The organism is Propionivibrio limicola (assembly GCF_009469695.1).
In the GTDB taxonomy this organism is placed as follows: Bacteria; Pseudomonadota; Gammaproteobacteria; order Burkholderiales; family Rhodocyclaceae; genus Propionivibrio; species Propionivibrio limicola.
In genome coordinates, this window is the sequence record NZ_SSSR01000006.1 from 70,436 (window position 1) to 86,978 (window position 16,543).

At 62.2% G+C, this 16,543-nt stretch carries 18 protein-coding genes; 11 read left to right on the plus strand and 7 right to left on the minus strand.

Going from position 1 to position 16,543, the window contains the following annotated elements; genetic code table 11:
• Positions 1-138 precede the first annotated feature (138 nt).
• The 3 genes from ytfE (at position 139) to GH659_RS06840 (ending at position 2,495) form a co-directional block, all read left to right on the plus strand.
• Positions 139-804, plus strand: coding sequence for an iron-sulfur cluster repair protein YtfE (gene ytfE / locus GH659_RS06830; RefSeq protein ID WP_153110472.1), 666 nt, complete (start codon positions 139-141; stop codon positions 802-804).
• A 5-nt stretch (positions 805-809) separates the two neighbouring features.
• Entirely contained in the window at positions 810-1,238 is a 429-nt protein-coding gene (locus GH659_RS06835; RefSeq protein WP_153110474.1) for a PAS domain-containing protein, read from the plus strand.
• A 66-nt stretch (positions 1,239-1,304) separates the two neighbouring features.
• Positions 1,305-2,495: a trans-sulfuration enzyme family protein gene (locus GH659_RS06840; protein WP_153110476.1), complete on the plus strand. Its 1,191-nt coding sequence runs from the start codon at positions 1,305-1,307 to the stop codon at positions 2,493-2,495.
• Between the two features lie 113 nt (positions 2,496-2,608).
• Here the strand turns inward: GH659_RS06840 and GH659_RS06845 are convergent, their stop codons facing one another.
• The 5 genes from GH659_RS06845 to rbsK all read right to left on the minus strand — a co-directional run bounded on the left by GH659_RS06845 (position 2,609) and on the right by rbsK (position 7,722).
• Positions 2,609-3,634, minus strand: a complete 1,026-nt coding sequence (locus GH659_RS06845) for a LacI family DNA-binding transcriptional regulator (protein ID WP_153110478.1) — start codon at positions 3,632-3,634, stop codon at positions 2,609-2,611.
• Positions 3,635-3,704: 70 nt separating this feature from the next.
• Positions 3,705-5,000, minus strand: a complete 1,296-nt coding sequence (locus GH659_RS06850) for a TRAP transporter large permease (RefSeq protein ID WP_153110480.1) — start codon at positions 4,998-5,000, stop codon at positions 3,705-3,707.
• Positions 4,997-5,509 (minus strand): TRAP transporter small permease, encoded by a 513-nt coding sequence (locus GH659_RS06855; RefSeq protein WP_170285839.1) that lies wholly within the window; start codon positions 5,507-5,509, stop codon positions 4,997-4,999. The genes GH659_RS06850 and GH659_RS06855 overlap by 4 nt, the downstream gene beginning before the upstream one ends.
• A 91-nt stretch (positions 5,510-5,600) precedes the next feature.
• Positions 5,601-6,626 (minus strand): sialic acid TRAP transporter substrate-binding protein SiaP, encoded by a 1,026-nt coding sequence (locus tag GH659_RS06860; protein WP_153110484.1) that lies wholly within the window; start codon positions 6,624-6,626, stop codon positions 5,601-5,603.
• A 196-nt stretch (positions 6,627-6,822) separates the two neighbouring features.
• Positions 6,823-7,722 (minus strand): ribokinase, encoded by a 900-nt coding sequence (rbsK, locus tag GH659_RS06865; protein WP_153110486.1) that lies wholly within the window; start codon positions 7,720-7,722, stop codon positions 6,823-6,825.
• Positions 7,723-8,016: 294 nt separating this feature from the next.
• Between rbsK and GH659_RS06870 the strand changes: the two genes are divergently transcribed.
• Positions 8,017-8,949 (plus strand): dihydrodipicolinate synthase family protein, encoded by a 933-nt coding sequence (locus tag GH659_RS06870; RefSeq protein WP_153110488.1) that lies wholly within the window; start codon positions 8,017-8,019, stop codon positions 8,947-8,949.
• Positions 8,950-9,028: 79 nt separating this feature from the next.
• Here the strand turns inward: GH659_RS06870 and GH659_RS06875 are convergent, their stop codons facing one another.
• Positions 9,029-10,228, minus strand: a complete 1,200-nt coding sequence (locus tag GH659_RS06875; protein WP_343030094.1) for an AAA family ATPase — start codon at positions 10,226-10,228, stop codon at positions 9,029-9,031.
• Between the two features lie 261 nt (positions 10,229-10,489).
• Here GH659_RS06875 and GH659_RS06880 point away from each other — a divergent pair, with 261 nt between their 5' ends.
• From GH659_RS06880 to GH659_RS06905, 6 genes are all read left to right on the plus strand, one after another.
• A complete protein-coding gene (locus GH659_RS06880; protein WP_153110489.1) occupies positions 10,490-11,623 on the plus strand; it encodes a D-alanyl-D-alanine carboxypeptidase family protein in 1,134 nt (377 codons plus the stop codon).
• 60 nt (positions 11,624-11,683) lie between these two features.
• Positions 11,684-12,535, plus strand: a complete 852-nt coding sequence (locus GH659_RS06885) for a D-amino acid aminotransferase (RefSeq protein ID WP_153110491.1) — start codon at positions 11,684-11,686, stop codon at positions 12,533-12,535.
• Between the two features lie 6 nt (positions 12,536-12,541).
• Positions 12,542-12,808 carry an HP0495 family protein gene (locus GH659_RS06890; RefSeq protein ID WP_153110493.1) on the plus strand — a complete coding sequence of 89 codons (267 nt, stop codon included), beginning with the start codon at positions 12,542-12,544 and terminating at the stop codon, positions 12,806-12,808.
• A gap of 144 nt (positions 12,809-12,952) precedes the next feature.
• On the plus strand, positions 12,953-13,624 hold the full coding sequence (gene lipB, locus GH659_RS06895) for a lipoyl(octanoyl) transferase LipB (protein ID WP_153110495.1): 672 nt from the start codon (positions 12,953-12,955) through the stop codon (positions 13,622-13,624).
• Positions 13,621-14,592 carry a lipoyl synthase gene (gene lipA, locus GH659_RS06900; RefSeq protein WP_153110497.1) on the plus strand — a complete coding sequence of 324 codons (972 nt, stop codon included), beginning with the start codon at positions 13,621-13,623 and terminating at the stop codon, positions 14,590-14,592. The genes lipB and lipA overlap by 4 nt, the downstream gene beginning before the upstream one ends.
• Entirely contained in the window at positions 14,592-15,425 is an 834-nt protein-coding gene (locus tag GH659_RS06905) for a deoxyribonuclease IV (RefSeq protein WP_153110499.1), read from the plus strand. The genes lipA and GH659_RS06905 overlap by 1 nt, the downstream gene beginning before the upstream one ends.
• Here the strand turns inward: GH659_RS06905 and GH659_RS06910 are convergent.
• The gene (locus tag GH659_RS06910; RefSeq protein WP_153110501.1) at positions 15,422-16,327 is read right to left on the minus strand and encodes a glutamate cyclase domain-containing protein; all 906 of its coding nucleotides are present in this window, start codon (positions 16,325-16,327) and stop codon (positions 15,422-15,424) included. The genes GH659_RS06905 and GH659_RS06910 overlap by 4 nt on opposite strands.
• Here GH659_RS06910 and GH659_RS06915 point away from each other — a divergent pair.
• Complete coding sequence (locus GH659_RS06915) at positions 16,326-16,532, plus strand: hypothetical protein (protein ID WP_153110503.1); 207 nt, start codon at positions 16,326-16,328, stop codon at positions 16,530-16,532. The two genes, GH659_RS06910 and GH659_RS06915, sit on opposite strands and share 2 nt — an antisense overlap.
• The last annotated feature ends 11 nt before the right edge of the window (positions 16,533-16,543 follow it).

The window sequence follows — 16,543 nt, forward strand, 5'->3', positions numbered from 1 at the left end:
GTGACGGTATTATCAACCCGTTCATGATAGGGTAAAAACAACCGCGAAAAAATAAAATCTTTTCCAATCATTGGATTAGAAGCTGGCACGGGGATTGCGATATGTCGGTCATTACTTGACCACTCAGAGGAATACGCCATGAACCTGCTTGAACAACTAATCGGACAACTTGCCTGCGCCTTGCCGGGCGCGACCCGGATTTTTCACCAGCACAAGCTCGATTTCTGCTGCGGCGGTCACAAGAGCCTGCGCGAAGCCGCCGAAAAGCGCGGGGTCAATCCGCAAGTCTTGCTGGATGCACTGCAGCCGCTGCAAACCGTCGATTCATCCGATCGCGATTGGCGCACGGCGCCGGCGTCGGAGCTGATCGAATACATCCTGCGTCGTTTTCACGAGCGTCATCGCGAAGAGATTCCCGAACTGATTCGCCTTGCCAGACGTGTCGAACAGGTGCACGGCGAGCGCCCGGATTGTCCGACCGGCCTGGCGGATCATCTCGAGGCGATGTTCCAGGAACTGCTCAGCCACATGATGAAGGAAGAACAGGTGCTCTTCCCGATGTTGCTGGATGGACATGACCGCCTGGCCAAATCGCCGATCGCGGTAATGCGTTTCGAGCATGACCAGCACGGCGAGGCGCTGGCGCGACTGGAAAGCCTGACCGACGACATCACCGCGCCGGCCGATGCGTGCAATACGTGGCGGGCGCTTTACGCGGGCCTGAGGCAGCTGCGGGAAGACCTGATGCAGCACATCCACCTTGAAAACAATGTGCTGTTTCTCAATGCCGAGCAGTTCAACTAAAAGATATGGAACATAGCCACGAAGAACTGCCTCGGCTCGCCGAATCGATTATCGAGCAAACGGCCGAGGCCATCATTTATGCCGACCGAGGCGGCATCATCCGGCGCTGGAACCGCGCGGCGGCCAGCATGTTCGGCTATCCGGCCGCCGAAGCCATCGGGAAAAGTCTCGACCTGATCATTCCCGAGCGCTTGCGCGCCGCCCATTGGCGCGGTTTCGACGCCGCCGTGGCGAACGGCGCCACCCGTCTGCATGGACATCCGACGCTGACGCGCGCGGAGCACCCGTCCGGCAAAAAGCTCTATGTCGAAATGAGCTTTACGCTGGTGACGGACACGACGGGCACCGTACAGGGCTCGGTGGCGGTCGCGCGCGATGTCACCGAACGCGTCGAGCGTGAACAAGCCGCGGCGCAAGGATATGCCGCCGGCTAGGCCGTGCCGTGCCGCGCGGATAGCTTGCGCAGAGCGCAAGCCCCTTTCATCAGGAGCGACATACAGATGCATCATCTTCGAACCCGCGCCGTCCATGCCGGACAACAGCCCGACCCGGTCAATGGCGCGATTGCGACGCCGATCAACCAGACCACGGCCTTCGGGTATGGCACGCTCGACAACGGCGCGGCGCTCTTTGCCGGCGAGGTGAAAGGCTATCGCTACAGCCGTTTTGCCAACCCGACCGTCACCGCGCTCGAAGCCAAGATGGCCGATCTGGAAGGCGCGGCGACGGCCGTCGCTTTCAGCAGCGGCACCGCCGCAACTTCCGCTATCATGCTGGCGCTGCTTGAACCGGGCGACGCGATCGCGTTTCTCGGACCGCTGTACGGCGGCACCGAAAGTGTCTTCCGTTCGCTCGGCGCGCGCTTCGGCATCGAGGTCATCGACGCCTCGGAGCGCGGCTTGGCCGCAAGCCTGACGCCGGCGACACGGCTGATCTGGGTCGAAACGCTGACCAACCCGACGCTGCAACTGCACGATTTGGCCGAAATCGCCGCGATAGCCAAGGCCCAGGGGATTACGACGGTGGCGGATAACACGTTCTGCACGCCGTGTCTGACGCGACCGCTCGACCATGGCGTCGATCTGGTGATGCACTCAATGACCAAATACCTGGGCGGGCATGGCGACGCCACCGGCGGCATCGTTTCCGGGCCGGAACAGCACATCGAGCGAATCCGCAAACTCGGACTGGGGCAGCTTGGCGGAAACCTGTCGCCCCAGGACGCCTTCCTGTTTCTGCGCGGCATCAAAACCCTGCCGTTACGCATGGCCGCCCATTGCGAGGGGGCGGCACGGGTAGCCGATTTTCTGGCGAACCATGCCGCCGTAGCAGAAACCCATTACCCAGGACTGCCGTCCCATCCCCAGCACGCGTTGGCGAAGAAGCAAATGCAGGGCGGCTATGGCGGGGTCGTTGCCTTTGAAATGGCGAGCGGCGGACGGCAGGCGGCCGCGGCCGTCCTCGACCATCTGGCGCTGTTTACGCAGGCCGTTTCGCTCGGCGATGTCGACAGCCTCGCCTGCCATCCGGCGACCACCACGCACAGCGTCGTTCCGGCGGAAGTCCGGGCCAAATACGGAATTCGCGACGGACTGATCCGGCTCAGCGTGGGTATTGAAGATCCGGACGATTTGATTGCCGATCTCGGCACGGCGCTGGCGCAGAGCTCAACGGGCCCGAAGGGCGGCTAACCGCACGTGACGTGTGTCACTACGTTGATGCGCCGACAAAAGCGGCGGGCTTTCGTCATTTCGTCGCTTCGGCGTGGGGAAAAACAGAGAGGCCCGAGCTTCAGGGCACCGATTCAGTCCCCGCCCCTCGTATTCTGCCGGCTGCGCCAATGAAGAACGGCGGGAACCGTGCACGAAGCGGCTGCACGGCCCTGCAGCAGGCCCAACAGCCCGGCCAGGCTGGCGCTGGCCAGCGCCGCGCTATCCTGCCCGATGGCGTCGATCTTGAGCGGCAGGCAGTCGAGCAGGTAGTGGTCGTCGAAGGTCAGGACGCGCTTGGGGGCGACATCGAAATGCCGGTGTTCGCTGATGAAGGCCAGAGCGCCTTCGAGCAGGGTGATCGAGCCGGTGAATAGCACCTGCGGATAACGCCCGAGATCACGGAAACACTCCTGCATCAGGGCGTAGCCGCTGCTGCGCCGGTAGTCGCGGGCGCGCACCCAACCGGGTTGTTCCGGCAACCCGGCCTGCGTGAGCGCGGCGCGGAATCCGTTGAGGCGGTCGATGCTCGGCGACAGGTAGGGCTGGCCGCCAAAGTAATACGCTTCCGAGGCGCCGCTATTCAAGGCGTCGAGCAGCAAGGAGGTGACGGCACTTTCGGCATCGGTTACCACATAGGGCAAGGGCGTTCCGTCCAACCGCCGGTCGACGAGGATCAGCGGCAGGCGCGACCGCCATTTGATGTAGGCCTCAGGTTCGGGCGAACAGGGCACGACCATCAGGCCGTCGACCTGCCGGGCGATCAAGTGTTCGATGCCGGCCGCTTCCTGTTCGGGTTCGTCGTTGCTCGTCACGACCAGTAACTGGTAACCGGCCTGATGGCAGAGCGGTTCCATCGCCTGCGCCAGACTGGCATGAGCAAAGTTGGTCAGTTCCGGAACGACGAGGCCAAGGGTGTTGCTGCAGCCGGAGCGCAGAGCGCGCGCCGAGTGCGATGGCTGGAAATTGTTATCGCGCGCGGTGGCGAGCACGCGTTCCTGTGTCGCCGCCGAGATGCGGTATTGCTCGGCCCGGCCGTTGAGCACCATGCTCGCCGTGGTGCGTGAAACCCCGGCCAGGCGGGCGATGTCGTCAATGGTCAGGCGGGTTGGTTTGCTCATGGATACCGGTGGGCGTCGATCAGGCGTGCCGCAGGGGAGTCCCTGCGGCACAAGGCAAAAGACGGGAATTTTACTGGGTTGCGTAGCCCATGGATTGCGGCAGCCACAAGACGATCTGCGGGAAGAGCGTCATCAGCAACAACGAAATCAGCAGCAGCGCCATGAAGGGCAGACTCTGCCGAATCATGCCTTTCAGGGACGTTCCGGTGAGCGCGTTGATCACGAACAGCAACATGCCGAAGGGCGGGGTGACGAGGCCGATCATCATGTTGACCACGACGACAACGCCAAAATGCACCAGGTCGACGCCCATGATCTTGGCCGATGGAATCAGCAGCGGCACCAGCACCAGCAACATGGTCGAGGTATCGAGGAAACAACCGAGAACGAGGAAAACCAAGTTGGCCAGCAGCAGGAACTGGAGCTTGGTGAATTCATGCTGGGTGAACCACTGGGCGACGAGATCGGGAATCTGCTCCGAAGCGATGGCGTAGTTCATGATGAAGGCGCTGGCGACGATCAGCGTCACCGAGGCGCTCTGCCGCAACGATTCCTGCAGGACATGCCACATCCGCTGCCAAGTCAGGCTGCGGTAATAGATCGTCAACAGGATGGCGTGCATGGCGGCAACGGCGGCAGCTTCGGTCGGCGTGAACACACCGGAGTAGATACCCCCGAGCAGCACGATCGGTAGCGTCAGCGGCAGGAAGCCTTGCAACACCACCTTCGGCATATCCCTGAAATGCGTGCGCTCCTCGCGCGGAAAATCGTGGATACGACCAAGGATATAGATACCAACCATCAGCGAAAACGCCATCAGGAAGCCGGGAACGACACCGCCGAGGAACAGCGCGCCGACCGAGGAACCCGACACCAGCGCGTAAATGACCATCGGAATCGACGGCGGGATGATCGGCCCGATCGTCGATGAACACGCCGTCAGCGCGCCGGCGAATTCCGGCGTGAAGCGTTTTTTGTCGGTCATCATGCGCATCGAGACGAGGCCGGGGCCGGCCGCATCGGCGATGGCACTGCCGCTCATGCCGGAGAAGATGACGCTGACAATCACATTGACGTAGGCGAGGCCGCCACGGAAATGCCCGACCAGTGCGATAGCCATGGCAAACAGCCGCTCGCTGATGGCGCCGGCATTCATGATGCTGGCCGCCAGAATGAACAAAGGCACGGCCAGCAGCACGTAGCTGTTATACAGGCCATTGAGCACCTGCTCGGCCATCAGGCCGACATCTTGGCCCTTGGCGATCAGATACGCCACGCCGCCGGCCAGCATGCCGAAGGAAATAGGGGCGCGCAGCAACATGGTGCCGCCCATGACGGCCAGCATGAGGATAAGTGCGTTGCTCATTCGACGGACTCCGCGTTGTGTTCATCATGGGTTGGCACACCGACTTCAGTTTGCCAGGTCGGCCCGAACAGGACGATCAGCTTGCGCAGGTAAAGCAGCCCGATCGCCAGCAGGAAGAGGATAAACGGGGCGAATACCAGACCGAAGGGCACATCGAGCACGGGCGTTTTCTCCCGCATCATGAAACTGACGTAGCTGTATGAGGCCGGTACGGCCCAGAGAAAAAGCCCACCGATCGCGAGGGAATAGGCGACGGAGAAAACCCGCTTGCCCTGCGGCGGCAGGTGCTCGTAAATCAGGTCGAGCATCACGTGGTCCTTCTCCTTGAGCAGGAAGGCGCCCGCCCAGAACATGCTGAACACGTACAGGATCACGATCAGTTCATCGCTCCAGGTCAGCGGCTTGTTGAAGACGAAGCGCAGGATCACCTGAAAGATGAAGGTCAGAAACAGGATGCCATAACTGGCTGTGCCGATGAATTCGGCAATTCTTTTTAATTGCTTGAACATAAATCCCCCTGCAGACTTCCGGAAAACCATGCCAGCTTCCCGGCAGGTACGTCGGAGGGGTTTCTCCTGGACGGAGAAACCCCAAAAACACTTATTTCACGGCATTGATGCGCTCAAGCAAGCCCTTCGGCCAGATCTTGGCGTAGTCGGAATTCAGGTATTTGTCCTGAACCGCCTTGCGGAAAGCGTCGACATCCGGCTTGACGATCTTCATGCCCTTGGCCTTGAACTCGTCGACGATCGCCGCCTCGTCCTTGATGCGGTTTTCGTTGTTGTACTTGGCAGCGGCCTGCGCGGCGGCCTTCACCTTCTGCTGCTGGGCCGGGGTCATGGCATTGAACGTCTTGCTGGCCATCGACAGGAAGATCGCATCGACGAGGTGGTCGGTCATCACCACGGTCTTGCTGACCTCGTAGAACTTCGCCGCACGCGTGCTTGGCAGCGGATTGTCCTGCCCGTCGATGGTGCCGGTCTTGAGCGCCAGATAGACTTCGCCGAAGGCCAAGGGCGTCGGCGTTGCACCGAGCGCTTCGCCGAGGAACAGCCATTCCTTGCTGGCCGGCATGCGCAGTTTGACGCCCTTGAGGTCAGCCGGCGTCTTCACATTTTTGTCTTCGCGCAGCATGACCTGGCGGGTGCCGAGGTAGGCGGTGGCGAGCGGCGTCACTTCCATTTTCTGGATCACCGGCTTGAAGACTTCCGCACCGATCGGGCCGTTGAATACCTTCTGCTGGTGATCCGGATCGCGAATGATGTAGCCGGCGGTGAAGATCGAGAATTCCGGCACGATCTTGGAAATATCCTGCGCCGAGATCGGCGCCATTTCCAGGTTGCCGCGCGCCATCGCGGCCGGTTCGGTGCCTTGCTTGAACAGCGCGGCATTCAGGTGGATCTGCACATCGAACTCGCCCGGCGCCGATTTTTCCAGCGTGTCCTTGAACACGGTCCACATCTTGGCGTGCCAGTCGTCCGGCACGGCGGCGGTGGAAATGCGGATCACCTGCTTGGTCTGCGCCATGGTTTGCGGCGCGCCAAAGCCGAGGCCCAGCGCGGCGACAACGGCCAGTGTCTTGAGGCCGGCACTTTGCAGGACATGCTTGAATGTTTTTTGACTCATGTGCTTCTCCTTACCATGCGTTGCAGAAAAACGAAGGCCAAGGTGCGCCCCCCGATGTGGAATCTCTAGCGTGAAGTTCCAGCGATTCCTCTTTCCGCCTGACTCGGCGACCCCTTGAACCAAGCCAGAAGCGGTGTTCCCCTGTGGCGACAGCGAATGTAATGGTGTTGGTGGCTGTCCGCCTTGTTCTAAATGTTCAGCTGCGGTTCTTTTTGTTCAGAAACTCTTCCAGTTCTGCTTTGGTCGGCATGCCGCTCTGTGCGCCCGCTTTCGTCACCGACAAGGCGCCGGCGGCGCAGGCGTGCCGGGCGAGATCCGGCAGATCCATTCCCCAGAAGGCCGCCAGCGCACCGTTGAAGGTGTCGCCGGCGCCCGTCGTATCGATGGCCTCGACGGCAAACGCCGCCTGATGGCGCACTTGGCCGCTGGAATCGGCGAACCAGGCACCTTCGGCGCCGCGGGTCATCAGGATGCGCTGCGGATGACGGCGCAGCAGTCCGATCCAGTCGTCGTCGGGCTTGCCAAGCACGATGCCGAGTTCGTGCTCGTTCGGCGTCAGCAGCGTCACGCGGTCGAGCAGGCTCTCCGATAATGGAACGGCCGGTGCCGGATTGAGCAGGAACGGCGTGCCGTGATCGGCTGCCAGCGCCGCGGCGGCTTCCACCGTGGCGAGCGGAATTTCCAGCTGACAGAGCACCACATCGGCGGCGGCGAATGCCGCGTGCGCCGCATGGAGATCATCGGGCGCGAGCGCATGGTTGGCGCCCGGTGCAACGACAATCGAATTTTCGGCCTGACAGACCGTGATCGCGGCGACGCCGGTCGAGGCGCGTTCATCGATGCGGACATGGCGGGTGTCGATGCCTTCGCGCCCCAGGTGCGCGACGAGTTCCCGGCCGAAGGCGTCGTTGCCGACACAGCCGATCAGGGTGACCTGCGCGCCGAGGCGGCTCGCGGCGACGGCCTGATTGGCCCCCTTGCCGCCGGGAAAAGTGCGGAACTGTCGGCCCAGGATGGTCTCGCCCGGGGCCGGAAATTGGCTGGTTTCAACGACCAGATCCATATTGATGCTGCCGATCACCAATACCTTGCTCATGCCGCACCTTGCAGAAAAAACAAACGTTGGAGCAAATGCCGGAAGAATCACCGGAGCGATGACTAAAACGTGCTCAGCAGGTGACAACTTATACCAGACGATACGCCGGTGTCTACCGGTTTCAGCGACCCGTTATGGGTATCCAGAACGTCGTGCAAGCGGCGTCTGTGGCGGCGATTCGCGATGGGTTGAAGCCGGCGCGTATTCCTCCTAGAATCGCCCGAGCTGCATCGATTTAGCCCGTCGCGCAAGTTGCGCAATCGCGTGTGTCACCCTCTTGAGGAGAAGTCGGAAATGATTCAAAAGAAAATCGAAGGCATCGTCCCGGTGATGATCACCCCGTTCACGGAAGCGGGCGCGATCGACTATGCCGGGCTGGAGCGGCTGATCGAGTGGTACATCGCGAATGGTTCGGACGCCCTTTTCGCCGTCTGCCAGTCGAGCGAGATGCAGTTCCTGTCGATCGCGGAACGCGCCGCGCTCGGCCAATTCGTCGTCAAACAGGCGGCCGGCCGCGTGCCGGTCGTCGTTTCCGGCCACATCAGCGACGATCCATACAGCCAGCTTGAGGAACTGACGGTAGCCGCCGACAGCGGCGCCGACGGCGTCGTGCTGGTCACCAATCACCTCGACCCGAAAAACCGCGGCACGGAAACGTTCCGCGGCAACCTGCAGTGGCTGCTCGACCGCCTGCCGCAAGATCTGCCGCTCGGCCTCTACGAATGTCCGGCGCCCTACCGTCGCCTGCTGAGCGACGACGAACTGCGCTTCTGCATCGACAGCGGTCGCTTCGTGCTGTTGAAGGACGTTTCCTGCGACCTCGAAACGGTCAAACGGCGCGTCGCCATGACCGCCGGTACTCCGTTCGCCATCCTCAACGCCAACGCGGCGATTGCCTGGGATGCGATGCAGGCCGGCTCGCGCGGCTTCAACGGCGTGTTCACCAACTTCCACCCCGATCTCTACAAGTGGCTCTACACCTCGGGCGCGCAGCACCCGGCACTGGCCGACGAGGTGGCGAACTTTCTGGTGCTGGCCGCGCTCGCCGAAGCCTTCGGCTACCCGGTGCTGGCCAAGATGTACCACCAGCGCCTCGGCACCTTCGCCTCGATCAAGAGCCGCACGATCACCTTCGACGTGCGCGAACGGTTCTGGGCGCTCGACGCCATCCTCGACAAGATCGTGGCCGGCACCGAGGCGATGCGCGCCAAGATCGCGGCGCTCTGACGATCTACTCGTTCAACGGGTGGCGAGGAGAATCGTCACCCGTTATCCGCTCCTCGTTCTGTTCGTAGATGGGGCGGCGTTACTCTGTTCGCCAAGCGCTTCCTGGCATGATTCTCTTCATGAACTCATCGAAGAGGGGAACAGTGAATGCCGTATCTCCATGCGATGGGCTCCATATCATTCCCTTGCTGATTAACTTGCCACGGGTCGGGGCAAGCGCCGAAACCTCCCGCCCCAAAATGGCGGCAATATCACCGGAGCGATGAGGGCCAGGCCCAAGTTCAGCCATTGCACGCAGGTATCGGCGCTCCAGCGGCGTCATGCGGTCAAAGCGAACCCTGAAGAAACTCTCGTCGAGGGCTGCGATCGCTAATTGGCTTGCTGTTTCAACGTCGGCGAATGTGATGGGGCTCGTGTCTGCCACATCCCAGGCATGCTTTCCCCATTCCTGCAGGAAGTAAGGATAGCCCCGTGTATGGCTGACGATTGCCAAAACAGCTTTGTCCTCAAACCTCACTCCCAAGTGCTCAGCTGGTGACTCCAATGCCCTTCGGGCATCGATATCGCTCAATGGGCCAACCTCGGGATAGTCAAACAGTCGCTCTGCATACGATTTTGCGCTACCGGCCCGCTCTCGTAATTGGGGCAAGCCCGCGCCGACAAGGATGATCGGAAGTCGCCGCTGAGAACAACGGTGTAGTGCGGAAATCAAGGCGGCAAACTCAGCCTCTTTGATGTACTGGAGTTCGTCGATAAACATTACGACGGCGGTTCCTGCTCCTTTTGCGGCAAGTCCAACCTGTTCGAGGAGCATGGCCAAATCAGTTTCGAGATCTCCATTGTCTGCCAGCCCAGGTTCCGGCTCGTAATCTATCCCGACTTCGATATCCTGATAGGAAACGCGCAAAGCTTTGGCAAAACCGGCCAGAGCGCTAAGCCCTTTCCGGGCGAAGTCTTTTGCTGCCTCAATGCGGCTCAATCTGAGTAGTGCCACTCTCAGTTGGGGGGCTAAAAGCGCCGGCAGTGATCTTCCCTCCGGGGCTTCCATGCGAATGGTTTGCATCCCGTCAGCTTCTGTGTCGATCCGGATTTGCTCGAGCAGGACGGTCTTGCCGACGCCTCGCAAACCGACCATGAGAACGCTCTTCGCCGGGTTGCCTATGCGTATTCTTTGAAGTGCGATATGGACTATCCGGCGGAACGCATCGCGACCAGCGAGTTCGGGAGGCGGGGAGCCAGCCCCGGGAGCATAAGGGTTCCGTACTGGGTCCATATCCATGTCTTTCTTATCGAAGTTATCGAAAATATATAATATTGCTAACTTTTGTTGATATCAAATCAAACTTATCCGGTGGCCGATGGGTTTCATCCAAAGTTTCGAAATTGGACTCATGGCGGCTTTGGTAATAGGCGGCTTGCGTGGCATGGGTTTGATCCGAAAAATCCGGTTACAAAATCATCCAATGCTTTCCAGGAGGGCCGTTCCGGCTGCTTGTTATAATCTTGACCTTCCTTCCCTCATCCAGAAACACGGTTCCCCATGCGTACGCTTCGCTCGTTTTTCCTCGCGCTTCTCGTTTTCCCGCTGCTGGCGCTGGCCCAGCAAATGCCCACTCCGCCGACGCTGGCCGCCAAATCCTGGCTGCTGATCGAATCCGGTTCCGGCCAGACGCTCGCCGCACAGGCCGAAAACGACCGTCTCGAACCGGCGTCGCTGACCAAGCTGATGACCGCCTACCTGACGTTCGCCGCGCTCAAGCAGGGGACGATCAAGATCGATCAGGCGATCCCGGTTTCCGAGCGCGCCTGGAAAACCGGCGGCTCGCGCATGTTCATCCAGGTCAACACGCAGGTCGTGGTGGATGACCTGATCAAGGGCATGATCGTGCAGTCCGGCAACGACGCCTGCGTCGCACTGGCCGAAGTCATCGCCGGCAGCGAGGACAATTTCGCGCAGATGATGAACCGCGAGGCGCAGCGCCTCGGCATGAAGTCGACCAGCTTCCGCAACGCGACCGGCATGCCCGACCCGCAGCACTACACGACGGCGCGCGATCTCGCCACGCTGGCCGACGCGCTGATCCGCGACTTTCCGGCCGAGTACGCCAGGTACTACTCGCTCAAGGAGTTCCGCTACAACAACATCACGCAGCCGAACCGCAACCGCCTGCTGTTCATCGATCCGACCGTCGACGGCGTCAAGACCGGCCACACCGACGCGGCCGGCTACTGCCTGATCTCCTCGGCCAATCGCAACGGCCGTCGCCTGTTGTCGGTCGTGCTCGGCACCGCCTCCGACGCCGTGCGTGCGCAGGAATCGCTGAAGCTGCTCAACTACGGCTACCAGTTCTACGACGCGGTGAAGCTCTACGCCAAGGACCAGCCGGTTGCCAACCTGCGTGTCTGGAAAGGCGAGTTGTCCACGGTCAAGGCCGGTTTCACCCACGATTTCGTCGCCGCCGTACCGAAGGGCTTCAACGACCGCCTGAAGAGCGAGTTTGTCGCCCAGCCGCGCTTGATCGCGCCGATCAAGGCCGGTCAGACGCTCGGCACGCTGAAGGTGACCTTCGACGGCAAGCCCTACGGCGACTTTCCGGTGATCGCACTTGAAGAAGTGCCGCTGGGCGGCTTCTTCACTCGCCTGATCGACACCATCCGCCTGTGGTTCAACTGATTTTTGCCTGATGCCGCCATCCCGGCCTTTGTGGGGATGGCGTTACTGTCAGCTTTTCCAATGAATTCGACACTCTGCTACCTCAACGGCGATTACCTGCCGCTGTCCGAAGCCCGCATTTCGCCGCTTGATCGCGGCTTTCTGTTTGGCGACGGCGGCTACGAGGTGATCCCCGTCTATGCCCGCCGCCCGTTCCGTTACGAGGAGCACATGCGCCGCCTGCAGGCGACGCTCGACGGGCTGCGCCTGCCCAATCCCTGCACGCCGGAAGAATGGCGCGGCATCCTCGGCCACCTGATCCGCGAGGCGGAATTTCCCGACCAGTCGCTGTACATCCAGATCACGCGCGGCGCCGACGTGAAGCGCGATCCGGCCTTCCCGCAGGAGGTGAAGCCGACCGTCTTCGCCTTCGCCACGCCGCTCGCCAGCCCGTCGCCCAAGCTGCGTCAGACGGGAATTGCCGCCATCACGGCCGACGATATCCGCTGGGGGCGCTGCGACCTCAAGGCCATCACGCTCTTGCCGAACATCCTGCTGCGCCAGCAGGCGACGGAGGCCGGATGCGCCGAAACGATCCTGCTGCGCGACGGCTTCGTCACCGAAGGCACCGCGTCGAGCGTGTTTGTCGTCAAGAACGGCGTCGTGCTGGCGCCGCCGCAGGGGCGTTACGTGCTGGCCGGCATCACCTACGATGTGGTCATTGAACTGGCCGCGCAGTACGGCGTGCCGCATGAAATCCGTCCAGTCAGCGAAGCCGAACTGCGCAGCGCCGATGAAGTCTGGGTCACCTCGTCGAGCAAGGGCGTGCTTTCGGTCACGCACCTTGACGGCGAACCGGTCGGCGACGGCCAGCCCGGCCCGATGGCGCGCCAGATGTTCGCCTGTTACAGCCTGCTCATGAAATGTGGATGATCCGCCATGTCTGAAAAAGAAACCCTGCTCGAATTCCCCTGTGTCTTTCCGCTCAAGATTATGGGGGAATCCCACGACGCGCTGGCGCAGACCGTGCTCGAAGTCATCCTGCGCCATGCACCCGATTTCGACGGCGCGACGATGGAAATGCGCGCCTCCAGCACCGGCAAGTACATCAGCCTTACCTGCACGGTCAACGCCACCTCCAAGCTGCAACTCGACGCCCTCTACATCGAACTGAGCGGGCACCCGATGGTCAAAGTAGTTCTTTGACGGTTCGGTTGCGCAGATGAATTTTCACCACCAAGTCACCAAGAACACGAAGTTGCACCAAGAGAAACGAAGCATTTTCTTGGTGATTCCTTGGTGCCCTTTGTGTCTTGGTGGTTCGCTTTTTTCGGTCTGATGGTTGGCTGCATGCGGGACGCAGAGGCGAGCACGCGTTATCCGGCACTGATTGTCAGAAACCTTGGCCGCGTCGACTACGAGCCGACCTGGCGGGCGATGATCGATTTCACCGCCGCCCGCACCGATAGCACGCCCGACGAACTCTGGGTCTGTGAACACCCGCCCGTCTATACGCTCGGTCAGGCCGGCAAGCCGGAGCATCTGCTGGCAGACAACGGCATCCCGCTGGTTAAGATCGACCGCGGCGGGCAGATCACTTACCACGGCCCCGGCCAGGTCGTCATTTACCTGCTGCTCGACCTCAACCGGCGCGGCCTCAAGGTGCGCGAACTGGTCAGCCGCATGGAGCAGGCGATCATCGATCTCTTGGCGGCGCACGGCGTCACGGCCCTGCGGCTGGACGACGCGCCGGGCGTCTACGTTCGGCAGGGCGGCAACGTGCATTACCCGGCCAAGATCGCCGCGCTCGGCCTGCGCATCCGGCGCGGTTGTAGTTACCACGGCCTTTCCCTCAACGTCGCTATGGAACTTGCGCCGTTTTCGGCGATCAACCCCTGCGGTTACGCGGGCATGCCGGTCACGCAGACGCGCGACCTAGGCGTCGCCCTGGCCCCGGCGCAAGCCGCCGACGAACTGATCCGCCACCTCGCAATACAACTAAAGCAACTGGAACGCCCATGACCGAACCGACGCACAAACCGACCTCCAAAATCCCCGGCGTCAAGGAGAGGGGCGAGCTGAAGACGGCGCGCATCCCGATCAAGATCGTTCCGCTCGATGCGCCGTTGAAGAAGCCGGCGTGGATTCGCGTCAAGGCCGGCAACGACGCCGGCCGCTTCGGCGAGATCAAGAAAATGCTGCGCGCGCAGAAACTGCACACCGTCTGCGAAGAAGCCGCCTGCCCAAACATCGGCGAATGCTTCGGGCGCGGCACCGCCACCTTCATGATCCTCGGCGACATCTGCACGCGCCGCTGCCCGTTCTGCGACGTCGGCCACGGCAAACCGCTGCCGCCCGATGCCGACGAACCCGCCCATCTGGCCGACAGCGTCGCCAACCTGAAACTACGCTACGTCGTCATCACCAGCGTCGACCGCGACGACCTGCGCGACGGCGGCGCCGGCCACTTCGCCGACGTCATCGCCGCCGTGCGCGATCAATCCCCGGCAACGACCATCGAAACGCTGGTGCCCGACTTCCGCGGGCGCATGGAGGTGGCCATCGACGTGCTCGGCCGCGCGCTGCCGGACGTGCTCAACCACAACCTCGAAACCGTGCCGCGCCTGTACAAGGAGGCCCGCCCGGGCGCTGACTACATACACTCGCTGGAATTCCTCAAGCAGTTCAAGGCGCGCTACCCGCAGATTCCGACCAAGTCCGGGCTGATGGTCGGCCTCGGCGAGACCGACGACGAGATTCTCGAAGTGATGCGCGACCTGCGCGCTCACGGCGTCGAAATGCTCACCATCGGCCAATACCTCGCTCCCTCTGTCCACCATCTGCCGGTGACGCGCTACGTCCATCCCGACACGTTCAAGATGTATGAAGACGAAGCGAAAAAGATGGGCTTCACCGGCGCCGCCTGTGCCCCAATGGTGCGCAGCAGCTATTGGGCAGACAGGCAGGCGCACAGCGCGGGGGTAGCCTGATGCTGCACATCGGCTGCCATCTTTCAACGTCCAGAGGCTTCATGGGCATGGGCCGCGACGCGCTGTCGATCGGCGCCAACACCTTCCAGTTCTTCACGCGCAATCCGCGCGGCGGCAAGGCGAAGGACATCGATCCGGCCGACCTTGAGGAATTCCTTGCGCTGGCTCGAACGAACGGCTTCGGCAAGTTGCTGGCGCACGCCCCTTACACGCTCAACCCGTGTTCGGCCGACGCGAAGACGCGCAATTTCGCGCTGGAAACGATGCAGGACGATCTGGCGCGCATGGAACGGCTGCCGGGCAACCTCTACAACTTTCACCCCGGCAGCCATGTCGGGCAGGGGGTAGAGGCCGGCATCGGGATGATCGTCGAACAGCTGAACACGGTGCTGACGCCGGAACTGACCACAACCGTCTTGCTCGAAACGATGGCCGGCAAGGGCAGCGAAGTCGGGCGCACGTTCGAGGAAGTTCGCCGCATCCTCGATGGCGTCGTGTTGCAGGAAAAGATGGGCGTCTGCCTCGACACCTGCCACGTGCATGATGCCGGTTACGACCTCGTCAACGATCTCGACGGTGTGCTCGAACAGTTCGACCGGGTGGTCGGCCTCGACCGCCTGCGCGCCATCCATCTCAACGACAGCATGAATCCGTGCGGCGCCGGCAAGGATCGCCACGCGCGCATCGGTCACGGCCATCTCGGGCTGGAAGCGATTACCCGCATCATCAACCACCCGGCCCTGCGCCACCTGCCGTTCCTGCTCGAAACGCCGAACGAACTGCCCGGCTACGCCGAGGAGATTGCTCTCCTGCGCGGCCTGTATCGCGCTTAGGTGCCACTGCGGCGTTGCAAGGTGAGGGCGCGCCGGGTTTCCTCGTAGATGGCGCTCAGCGTCTCCGCGTAGTCCGGCCAGGCAAGGCCGTCGACGGAAAAAGTGTGCTCTTTCGTGCAGCCGTCGATGGCGCCGGCGGCGCTCAAGGCTTCGAGTACGGCGCGTTCGTGTGCGGGAGGGCGGAGCAGCAGTTGGCCGCTCGACAGCGCCAGCGCGGCGGTGAGGGCGAAGGCGCCCCAGTTCGAAATCCCGGCCGGAATCACATAATCGGCGGGCGTCGCGCAAAAGATCAGTTCGCCATGCGTGACCTTGTCCATCAGCGCTTCGCGCAGACTGCCCAACCCCAGTTCGTTGCCGCCGTCGCCGATGGCGATGGTCGTGAAGTCGCGCGGAGTGGGCGGAACCAACAAGCGGTCGGCGGCGGGGACGAAAGCGTCGAGCCGTTCGCCGCGCATCGAGTAGCGGTGACCGTCGACGGCGCTGCCCGGGCGCTCGATGGCGACGACATGGGTGGGCCGGAAAGAGGTGAGCAGGGCGTCGATCGCGCGGTCGGCGTCCTTCTGATTGCGGCTCAGCGCGACGATCCGGAACGCCGTGCCGAACACGGCCATGCCGGCGTGCAGCAGCGGCAGGCTGTGCTCGTCGGTGACGAGCACCACCTCCTTGCCGAGCCGGCGCAGCGCGTCGGCCACGGCCAGCGTGCCGGAAACGCCGTCGTTTTCGCCGCCGCTGGCGATGATGTAGAAGCCGGTAACGAGGATCACCCGGTTGCCGGCGGCCAGTTCGCGCGCCGCCGCCAGCAGGTCGCGCGTCGTCGCCGCCGCAGCGAGGCCGCGCCCGCCGGGATCGCGGCGGGCCAGCATCTCGATGCGCAGGATGGTCTGCTCGGCGGAGATCGTCATGGCGTTTCCTTTCCCATCGTCGCTGGTGAGCAAAATCGCCAACTTCACTCTAGCAGGTCGCCATGCGCTGCTTCGTCGTGCGGAGCGGCCGTTGATGCACCAGCATGAAGCGACGGCGCGCCATTGTTTCGTGCAGCTGGTGAAAAAACATACGGAAAATCATACGGTTAGTCGTGTGTCGAGGTGCTGGCACATGTCCTGCTAAATGCTTGATTG

What these genes read in the sequence shown, in the direction of transcription:
- GH659_RS06855 (WP_170285839.1), bottom strand. Translation starts at nt 5,509, where the DNA reads ATGTTCAAGCAATTAAAAAGAATTGCCGAATTCATCGGCACAGCCAGT.
- GH659_RS06880 (WP_153110489.1), top strand. Translation starts at nt 10,490, where the DNA reads ATGCGTACGCTTCGCTCGTTTTTCCTCGCGCTTCTCGTTTTCCCGCTG.
- GH659_RS06885 (WP_153110491.1), top strand. Translation starts at nt 11,684, where the DNA reads ATGAATTCGACACTCTGCTACCTCAACGGCGATTACCTGCCGCTGTCC.
- GH659_RS06875 (WP_343030094.1), bottom strand. Translation starts at nt 10,228, where the DNA reads ATGGATATGGACCCAGTACGGAACCCTTATGCTCCCGGGGCTGGCTCC.
- GH659_RS06845 (WP_153110478.1), bottom strand. Translation starts at nt 3,634, where the DNA reads ATGAGCAAACCAACCCGCCTGACCATTGACGACATCGCCCGCCTGGCC.
- GH659_RS06890 (WP_153110493.1), top strand. Translation starts at nt 12,542, where the DNA reads ATGTCTGAAAAAGAAACCCTGCTCGAATTCCCCTGTGTCTTTCCGCTC.
- GH659_RS06905 (WP_153110499.1), top strand. Translation starts at nt 14,592, where the DNA reads ATGCTGCACATCGGCTGCCATCTTTCAACGTCCAGAGGCTTCATGGGC.
- GH659_RS06910 (WP_153110501.1), bottom strand. Translation starts at nt 16,327, where the DNA reads ATGACGATCTCCGCCGAGCAGACCATCCTGCGCATCGAGATGCTGGCC.
- GH659_RS06850 (WP_153110480.1), bottom strand. Translation starts at nt 5,000, where the DNA reads ATGAGCAACGCACTTATCCTCATGCTGGCCGTCATGGGCGGCACCATG.
- lipA (WP_153110497.1), top strand. Translation starts at nt 13,621, where the DNA reads ATGACCGAACCGACGCACAAACCGACCTCCAAAATCCCCGGCGTCAAG.
- GH659_RS06835 (WP_153110474.1), top strand. Translation starts at nt 810, where the DNA reads ATGGAACATAGCCACGAAGAACTGCCTCGGCTCGCCGAATCGATTATC.
- ytfE (WP_153110472.1), top strand. Translation starts at nt 139, where the DNA reads ATGAACCTGCTTGAACAACTAATCGGACAACTTGCCTGCGCCTTGCCG.
- GH659_RS06870 (WP_153110488.1), top strand. Translation starts at nt 8,017, where the DNA reads ATGATTCAAAAGAAAATCGAAGGCATCGTCCCGGTGATGATCACCCCG.
- lipB (WP_153110495.1), top strand. Translation starts at nt 12,953, where the DNA reads ATGCGGGACGCAGAGGCGAGCACGCGTTATCCGGCACTGATTGTCAGA.
- rbsK (WP_153110486.1), bottom strand. Translation starts at nt 7,722, where the DNA reads ATGAGCAAGGTATTGGTGATCGGCAGCATCAATATGGATCTGGTCGTT.
- GH659_RS06860 (WP_153110484.1), bottom strand. Translation starts at nt 6,626, where the DNA reads ATGAGTCAAAAAACATTCAAGCATGTCCTGCAAAGTGCCGGCCTCAAG.
- GH659_RS06915 (WP_153110503.1), top strand. Translation starts at nt 16,326, where the DNA reads ATGGCGTTTCCTTTCCCATCGTCGCTGGTGAGCAAAATCGCCAACTTC.
- GH659_RS06840 (WP_153110476.1), top strand. Translation starts at nt 1,305, where the DNA reads ATGCATCATCTTCGAACCCGCGCCGTCCATGCCGGACAACAGCCCGAC.